The 8235-nt window shown below is 36.1% G+C and carries 7 protein-coding genes and 1 pseudogene; 1 reads left to right on the top strand and 7 read right to left on the bottom strand.

Annotation, left to right across the window (positions count from 1 at the left end; all coding sequences use genetic code 11):
- Positions 1-183: 183 nt before the first annotated feature.
- The 4 genes from DMP16_RS06355 to DMP16_RS06340 all read right to left on the bottom strand — a co-directional run bounded on the left by DMP16_RS06355 (position 184) and on the right by DMP16_RS06340 (position 4552).
- The gene (locus DMP16_RS06355) at positions 184-1305 is read right to left on the bottom strand and encodes an OFA family MFS transporter (protein WP_143576989.1); all 1122 of its coding nucleotides are present in this window, start codon (positions 1303-1305) and stop codon (positions 184-186) included.
- 366 nt (positions 1306-1671) lie between these two features.
- Positions 1672-2385, bottom strand: coding sequence for an ABC transporter permease (locus tag DMP16_RS06350; protein ID WP_069281428.1), 714 nt, complete (start codon positions 2383-2385; stop codon positions 1672-1674).
- Positions 2375-3202, bottom strand: a complete 828-nt coding sequence (locus DMP16_RS06345) for an ABC transporter ATP-binding protein (RefSeq protein ID WP_069281430.1) — start codon at positions 3200-3202, stop codon at positions 2375-2377. The genes DMP16_RS06350 and DMP16_RS06345 overlap by 11 nt, the downstream gene beginning before the upstream one ends.
- A 261-nt stretch (positions 3203-3463) precedes the next feature.
- Positions 3464-4552 carry an acyl-CoA dehydrogenase family protein gene (locus DMP16_RS06340; RefSeq protein WP_069281432.1) on the bottom strand — a complete coding sequence of 363 codons (1089 nt, stop codon included), beginning with the start codon at positions 4550-4552 and terminating at the stop codon, positions 3464-3466.
- 190 nt (positions 4553-4742) lie between these two features.
- On the opposite strand from DMP16_RS06340, the gene DMP16_RS06335 reads away from it, so the two are divergent.
- Positions 4743-5177 (top strand): MaoC/PaaZ C-terminal domain-containing protein, encoded by a 435-nt coding sequence (locus DMP16_RS06335; RefSeq protein WP_069281436.1) that lies wholly within the window; start codon positions 4743-4745, stop codon positions 5175-5177.
- Here DMP16_RS06335 and DMP16_RS06330 read toward each other — a convergent pair.
- From DMP16_RS06330 to DMP16_RS06320, 3 genes and pseudogenes are all read right to left on the bottom strand, one after another.
- Positions 5174-5977 (bottom strand): acyl-CoA dehydrogenase family protein, encoded by an 804-nt coding sequence (locus tag DMP16_RS06330; protein ID WP_069281438.1) that lies wholly within the window; start codon positions 5975-5977, stop codon positions 5174-5176. The two genes, DMP16_RS06335 and DMP16_RS06330, sit on opposite strands and share 4 nt — an antisense overlap.
- 132 nt (positions 5978-6109) lie before the next feature.
- Positions 6110-7342 (bottom strand): annotated as a pseudogene (locus DMP16_RS11555) (TldD/PmbA family protein).
- The coding region (locus DMP16_RS06320; RefSeq protein ID WP_143576988.1) for a TldD/PmbA family protein at positions 7335-8235 on the bottom strand (901 nt) is incomplete at its 5' end. The gene DMP16_RS06320 and the pseudogene DMP16_RS11555, both read right to left, overlap by 8 nt.

Below are 8235 nucleotides of genomic sequence, written 5' to 3'. Positions count from 1 at the left end.
TGATAAATATTAATATTAATATTTTTAATGTACAACAATAAAATTAGTATTGTAAAAATATAAGGAAGAAAAGTTAACTCAATTGGGCTATCCCAAATTTAGTCTGTTTTAGGCGTATTATCATTTAACGTATTACTTAACACTAAGTAAGATACATGTAATCGTAATAATGAAAGAAAAAAATTACTGTACTTTTCTAGTCTGTTTAGGACTCATTATAATTACTGATAATATGCCTATAACACCTATAATACCACAAATTACAGTATAAATTTCTGACAATTGCAAACTTATCGTATAGAGAATAGCGAATACTACGCTTCCTAAAGCTCCACCTAAGGCTTTGCCAGTATATAAGATTCCACTATTTACAGTAGAAAATCTAGTTCCAAATATTTCCCCAGCAACGTTAAAATACAACGTAATCATAGAACCTCCTGCAAAACCTATTAAAACTGTAGATACTGGAACTAAATCAACTAAAAGGAAAGCTGCACCAATGGTTATTAGTACGTTAAGGAGTAAAGTTGTCCTCACTATTCCCAGCCTATCTGCGATGTATCCAAAAAATGGTCTCAAACCTCCACTAAGTAGAGGTAAAATTGATATTAACGCTATTAGTTCCTGCTGAGGTAAATTCTTTCCTAAAATAGGCAACTCAGATGACATTGTGGTTAAAGGTACTACTGCTCCTACAAACGATACGTAAATTAGCCAGAACTTGGCAGTTAGAATAACTTGTTTTGGGGCTTGTCCTGCCAACTTTGGTGGATAATCAGATAACCAAAGGAGAATTGGTAACAATATTACTTCAGCTAAACCTATTATTAGTGTAACTAACTTGTAATCCGCAGCCATTGCTATAAACGGATTAGCTATTGCTGATCCTAAACCAAAACCTATAGATACTATACCAGTTGCAAAGCCCATCCTATCTCTGAACCACTTCATAGCTAAGTTAGCTGCTATGCCATATAGGATACCCTCGCCTATGCTTCCGATTGACCAGACTGCATAAAATACATAAATATTGGGAGATAAGTAAGTACCTAAGAAGCCTATTGCTGATAGAACTCCAGATAATATTCCTATCATTTTTGGACCATATTTGTCAGCGAAATGTCCACCTATTGGTTGAAAAGCCGAGGAAAATATACTAAATAAAGTGAAGCCTAAAGCTATTTGGACTAAACTTACATCAAAGCCAGATCTTAATAGAGGTTCTAATGCATTCCACGAGTACTGATATAAAGAATTAAAAGACATCACTATGAAACCTATTATAATATATTTGTTTCTATTCACGTCAACTCACCCATTAACGGAAAAATATTAGATTAAAGATTTTAAAGTTAAATGAAAAACCATTCTTTAGACGATAATAAGAGTAATTCAAAGACTTAGATCATAAAGATGCTACTTTTGTAAGTTTTCACCAAAATTTCTTTCAAGCAAAAATAAAAAGTGGCGAGTATGTTTTATTTTAGATTACTTTCTATTATAAAATGATCCTCATCTTTCAAGACTGAAATAAAGGAACATTTAAACCTCTCTATCTCATAAGGTAAGGGACTTGGAAAAATAATGACCATAGGGTCCTTAAGATTATCCCTAAAAATAGAGTCGATGAGGGGAACCCTATAAGGATGACATTCACAACATGGTAGAAAGTTACTGTCTTCTTAACACAAATCTATTTAGAAGGACGAAGATAATTGCATAAACTATTATTCCTAAACACCATAAGAGTGATGAAGGGTTTCCTATTAGAGCGTTATATAGGGCTTGAGAAACGTATGTAGTAGGCTCTAAAAAGGTTAGATATCTGAAGGGTAATGGAATGAAGTAGAGCGGGAAATAAACTGGGGCGAAGAAGGACAGAACGAAGCCTATAATTGTTGAGTACTGATTGACTGCATATAAGTTTCTTATCCCTAATCCAAGTGTCATTCCTAACATAGAACCCATAAATATCGACGCTAATAGGGAAACTATTAAGTATGGAATTGACAGTATTCTTACATGTAACAAGAACTCTCCTAAGATCAAGATTATGGGAACCATTATTAACGTGCCTAAACCATTACTTAAAGCTATACTTATAGCGTATAACTCTCTAGGTATTCCAGTGGCTATCATTAATGAAAACCTTCCTGCATTTCTCTCAAAAGCTAAAGATTGTGCTACTGACGTCAAAACACCTACTGATATATAGAACGTTATAGTACCAGCTACTATATAGGGAGTCAGCGATTTTATAGAGATGTTTCCAAACACTAACATGAAACCAATTGGAAAGAGTATTGAGAAGAAAAGAAACGCTGGTAAATAAGCCTTAACCATCTTAAATTGCATTACAATTAAGTTAAAGAACTCACTCAGCATTTTTGATCACCTGTAAATAAATCTCTTCTAAACTAGGCATCCTTACCTCAAACTTTCCATTCAATTTCAGTATAAGGCTCTTCAATTCTTCCTCCCCCCTTACCTTATAAGTCTTACCAGTAGAGTAATCTATTACCTCATACCACTCTGCAAACTTCTCCTTTATTTGGGAAGGGGTTCCCTCAGCTATTATTTTCCTACTGAGAAAATATATCTTATCAGCTAATCTTTCAGCCTCCTCTAAGTAATGAGTGGTCAATAACATACTTCTACCCTCCTTTTTCATTTTCAGCAAAATGTCCCAGACCTCTCTTCTAGCCTCTGGATCAAGGCCAGTAGTTGGCTCATCCAGAATTAAGAGCTTTGGATCATTTATTAGAGCCATAGCAATTAACGTCCTTCTCTTTAGCCCTCCAGATAAGTCTCTAGCCAAGGTATTCCTCTTATCTTTTAAATCTAGCTTATCTAACAATTCCTCACCCCTATTCTTAATGACTTCCTTATCCACCCCCTTTAACTTTCCCATATAATATATGTTATCCCAAACCGTTAAATCGCCATATGGCTCACACTCTTGAGGAACTACGCCTATGAGCTTCTTCACGTTTCTATCAGAAGGCTTCTTTCCCAATACCTTAATCTCACCTTTGCTGGGAGTTAACTCTCCATAAATTTGCTTAACTAGAGTAGTCTTTCCAGCACCATTAGGACCTAGTAACGATACTATTTCTCCCTCCTCGACTGACATTGATATATTTTCGTTAGCTATTAGTTTTCCGTAAAGCTTCCATACTCCTTTAATATCAATAACTTTCATTAGGTTATTATACACAATATATCTTTTAAAATTTTTGTAAATTTCGCTTAAGTAAATACTAGTTTATAAGAAGGAAGTCATTTTAAGTTAATTGGTAGATCTTTTGAATTTAATTTTATAAAAATTTTAAAATATTTGTGAATCAAGAAGGAAATGTTAAACGCTATAAGGTTCTACTAACAAAGGAAGGACAAGCCTTGCCCTTCAGGGCGGGGAGGAGGTCAGCTCTTCCTAAAGGGCTTAGATTCTGTCTTTCCTTTATCACTTAGGCAATTTTAGAACCCTTTCACCGATCAAATTTCTCAAAATCTCTGATGTTCCCCCGGCGATAGTTCTTCCTCTTGAAGCTAGCATACCTAAATACCACTTCTCGTTCATTATATACTCTAAGTTATAATTTGAAACGGCAAATTCGTATATCTTCTGAAGTAACTCTGATGAAACTAGTTTAAGTATTGCCCCCTCTACATCTATATCTTCCCCTTTTCTCAATTTAACCAAGAGCCTTTGATAAAAGCCGTACAACCCCTCAACATCTTCTCTTAACTCCTTTAACCTATCATCACTTAGTCTCTCTAACGCTATCTTAGACGAGAAAAGCATAGTTATCCCTAACGTAAACCTCTCGTGATTTAATACCGTCATTGCTACCTTCCATCCTTCTCCTACTTTCCCTATAACGTTCTCCTTTGGCACCTTAACGTTATTGAAATATACAGTGTTGAAATCACTTTTTCCAGTCATCTGATTAATTGGTGAGACCCTAATACCCTCTTGTTTCATGTTCACAATCATCATAGTTAAACCATTATACCTATCCTCTCCAGTTCTAGCTAGCAATATCATATAATCAGCTAGATGAGCGTAACTACTCCATATCTTTTGACCATTAACTAAGAAGTAATCTCCCTTATCCTCAGCCTTAGTCTTTATTGAGGCTAAATCTGAGCCAGCTTGAGGTTCAGAGAACCCTTGACACCAGATATCCTCAGCCCTTAATATTCTGGGTAAATACTTTTTCTTTTGCTCTTCATTTCCGTGTTTTAATATAGCTGGAGCTGAAACCATTAAACCAATGGAACCTAGGCTTCTACCATATGGCAATCCAGCCCTTATGAACTCCTCGTAAGCTATTACCTCGTAAATGGGATCTAGACCTTGTCCACCATACTCCTTAGGCCAAGTTATTCCTAAATAACCAGCTTCATAAAGCTTTCTCTGCCACTGTCTCAGTAAATTGTAATCATCGAACTCAACAGTTTCAAATAAGATTTTCCTTCCTTTGAGAGACTCAATGGCATTATTTTCTATCCACTCTCTCAATTGTCTTCTGAAATCTTCTTCATTCAATCTTAATCACGTTAATATATATTATTATACCTTTTTAAAAATCATCTAGATAAGAAAAAGCTGAAGTAATACCTTAGCAAAAACTTTAGCCTTTAGGGAAGGAGGTCAGTTCTTTAAGCTTTTAAGTATCTTAAGATTCATAAGAAGTTGAAGACTAATCTATAAATACTATTAACACTTTTTCTTAATCATGTACTTCGAAGATTTTCAGTTAGGTCAAAAATGGGAGACTAAAGGTAGAACTGTGACTGAAGCAGATGTAGTAATATTCACGGGAATGACTGGAGCATTAAACCCTCTATTTTTAGATGAGGAGTATGGAAAGAGGACTAGATTTAAGGGGAGGATAGTACCCGGGTTATTAACAGCGTCAATAGCGGTTGGATTAACGTATCAGTTACCTGCTGATCCTTTTGGAGAAGGTTTCGTAGCGTTAGCTAAGTTAGAATTCGATGCAAAAAGGGCAGTTAAAATAGGGGATACACTAAAATGTGTAGTAGAGGTTACTGACAAGAAGGAGAGGGAAAAGGATGGAAGGGTATACTTAATGACAAGAGTTATGAACCAGTCGGGAGAGGAAGTTATGACGTTAAGGATGGAGATAGTTTGCAATAAGAAAGGTTAAACATGAAAGATTTTTTCTAAAGCTATTATTCTCTTAAGATGTAGATGTAGGTCTAAGTCTGCAGTAAATCCTATTCCTCCATGCATTTGGATCGAGTCCAGTATCGCCCTAAATGATTTCCTGAAAGCGTGTTCTAGAATACTTTTTGCATTTGAGGGGGACTTAATGGTTAAATACCTAGACCTAACCAACTCTAACGAGATGACGTCATCGACTATTTTGTGTTTAATAGCTTGATAACTACCTATGGGTTTCCCGAATGCTGTCCTATTTTTAGAATATTCAATTATCTCCCTCATACATGCTACACCATGTCCGACAATCTGAGCTGAAGCCATCAACATCACTCTGTCGAAATCTATTTCTGACTTACTCCATTCACCACTTATTACCTTATACATATTGATTGATGGATCTGGAGATTCAATTCTCTTAAGTTTAACTTTATCTTTATCAGCAATCCCATGTGGAGTTAATATAAAGTTAGCTATTTCAGCTTCCGGAACGTATTCAGTTCCAACAGTTATGGGATTATCTTCTCCCACCATTGCGGTAGTAGCAATGATACCGGGGAGCAAGTTCTCACCTATTATTTCGTTTATAATTAAAGCGTTAGTGAAATCCTCTTTAACAAATTGAAATATTCCAAGATCCTTAAACTTATTGAAAAGATCAAGTACTTTGTCTTTAGGTACCTCATGCTTTTTACTTCCGTAAATGTTCCATTCTCGGGACAGAAGTTGGGATAAGGAGTTCTTTACGAGCTCGAGATCCTCATTAGTCTCAACATCTAAAAGCAAAAATTCTTCACCACTTTAAAGAAGCGTTTGATAGGAAAAATAGTTTATGATTCGGTAATGTTATCTTAGATTAAAGATTTCTCATCAGCACAGCGATTCTCTTCACCTCTAAGCTGAAACACGGTTCATCATCTAGGCTAACGTCAATCTGACATCTTTAACTAAAGCATAAGGATATACACCTTGCATTGGAGCATCCCACCATCTCACTGAATACCTCTCTTTAGACAAGTTCTCTATATTTAATAATAACCTTTTAAGGTTATCAGCTATTCTAACCCTGCCAACTACACCTAAGGGTTTGCCTTCATTATATACTACTGTAGCATCTCTACAAACTGTGGAGAAATCTCCTTCAGCGTAGTTTTGGAACCTAGTATACCATACGTTATTTATGAAAACTACGTTATTACCCGACAATAACGATTCAAAACTGACATCCCCTTCCTTAACCTCTAAATTCCATGCTGATGGGAATATCCAACCAGCATTTCCGGTAGTATTTGTCTTAAAGATCTGAGCTATTTCATTATTCAGTAGAGGGGTACCGAACACACCTTTGTCTATTATTGGTTTATTATAAGTGAAGGTCCCCTCATCATCAAATCCCCACGCGTTTGGTCTATCTTCTTTTGGAGTATCCAATAGGGTGAAGATTTCTGAGGCTGTTTTTTCACCTGGCTTCAGCATTGACATACCGGAGATTATTGAATATCCAGAAGCCATCCTAGCAACACTTTCCATTAGATTTCCCATAACCAATGGCGATAAAACTACAGTATACTTTCCATCAGAGAGTTGGTAATTACCAGTAATTGAAGCTAGCTCGTTAGCCCTCTTTATTGACTCCTTTACAATTGATGGTTCAAACTTATTTGAAGAGAAAGCTCATTGCCCACTGAAATCCTTATTCTTAGCCCTGAAATATCCGCTGATGGAGTAATTGCTCTCTAAACCATTAAACCCCTTAGAGTTAACTAAAGCTCTCTCTACACTATCTAATGATACTATACCATATAGTGGATATTCTGACTCAGTTAACAAGGAGAGAAGGGGGGAAAGATCATCAAATAGCGATTGTATATTGCTTTGCCTCACTAACTTATATTCTCTTTCGTTCTTAGTCATAATTGGATAGAAATCCATTGGATTAAGTTGTGGCTTTTCATTTAGATTTCCTATCCTTCCCATATATCCCCTATTACCCTTCCTCACAGATAAGAAATAGTACTGACTATTTAATCGCTGGATCGTAGCTATTTTAGACTCAACTATTTTGATAATTATCGACTTAGTTGTAACTCTTAGTAAACCAGTCTCTTCTCCACCAATTTCTTGAACGTATTTTACCATTTCCTCATTCATTTACCATCACCTTTATCCTAACATTCCTTAATCTCATGTTTGGTCCACCTAACCAAACAGGGACACCTTGATCCGGATCTCCCTTTCCACAAGTCCCGGGGTAGAAGACCAACGTATTGTCTACTGCATCAATAGATCGCAACAATTCGTAAGTTTTGCCTTGAAGTACTGGGAACAAAACTGGTTCACCAATCTCACCATTCTTTATCTCATAAGCCTCCAATCCGACATACCTCTGACCTAACCTCATATCATCAATGTTCCACTCCATATAACTCTTTATATATACACCTTCTTTTACGTCCTCTATTAGCTCATCAAAGCTCATATTCCCAGGCTTGAAAAATGTATTAGACATTCTAATGAGGGGTTCCCTATCAAATCCAGCTGACCTAGCGGATCCATTACTTTTAGTATTAAACTTAACAGATGAAAATCTATCATGAAGCAGTTCATTTACATTTCCATCCTTTATTAAGTACTTGGGTCTTGCCTCTATTCCCTCATCATCAATTTTGTAGAAACCACCACTTCCGAGGATAGTGGGATCATCTATTACCGTTACTACGTCACTACCTATTTTACCCTTAAAGCTATTTAAATAACTGAAACCAGCTTGAGCGAACTCCCTACCTAAAACTCTATCAGCTTCAAACGGATGTCCAACCGATTCATGAGCCATTATTCCAGACAACATATTACTTAGAACTACATCTGTAACCCTTTCTCCAAACGATTTACCCTTTCTTAAAACCTCTGTCACCGCCCTAGCCTTTTCATTTATAAACTCTTCCAAATTCATCTTATCTAATAGTTCTAGACCTCCGCTTCCTCCTTGTTCATAAAAAGCTGTTGCTGTCCTATTGTTCTCCTTAATAACTAAGCTAACCCCT

This window comes from Sulfolobus sp. B1 (assembly GCF_007050195.1).
Taxonomy (GTDB): domain Archaea; phylum Thermoproteota; class Thermoprotei_A; order Sulfolobales; family Sulfolobaceae; genus Saccharolobus.
Note: the sequence above shows the minus strand (reverse complement) of the source record. Positions and strands in the feature narration are given on the sequence as shown.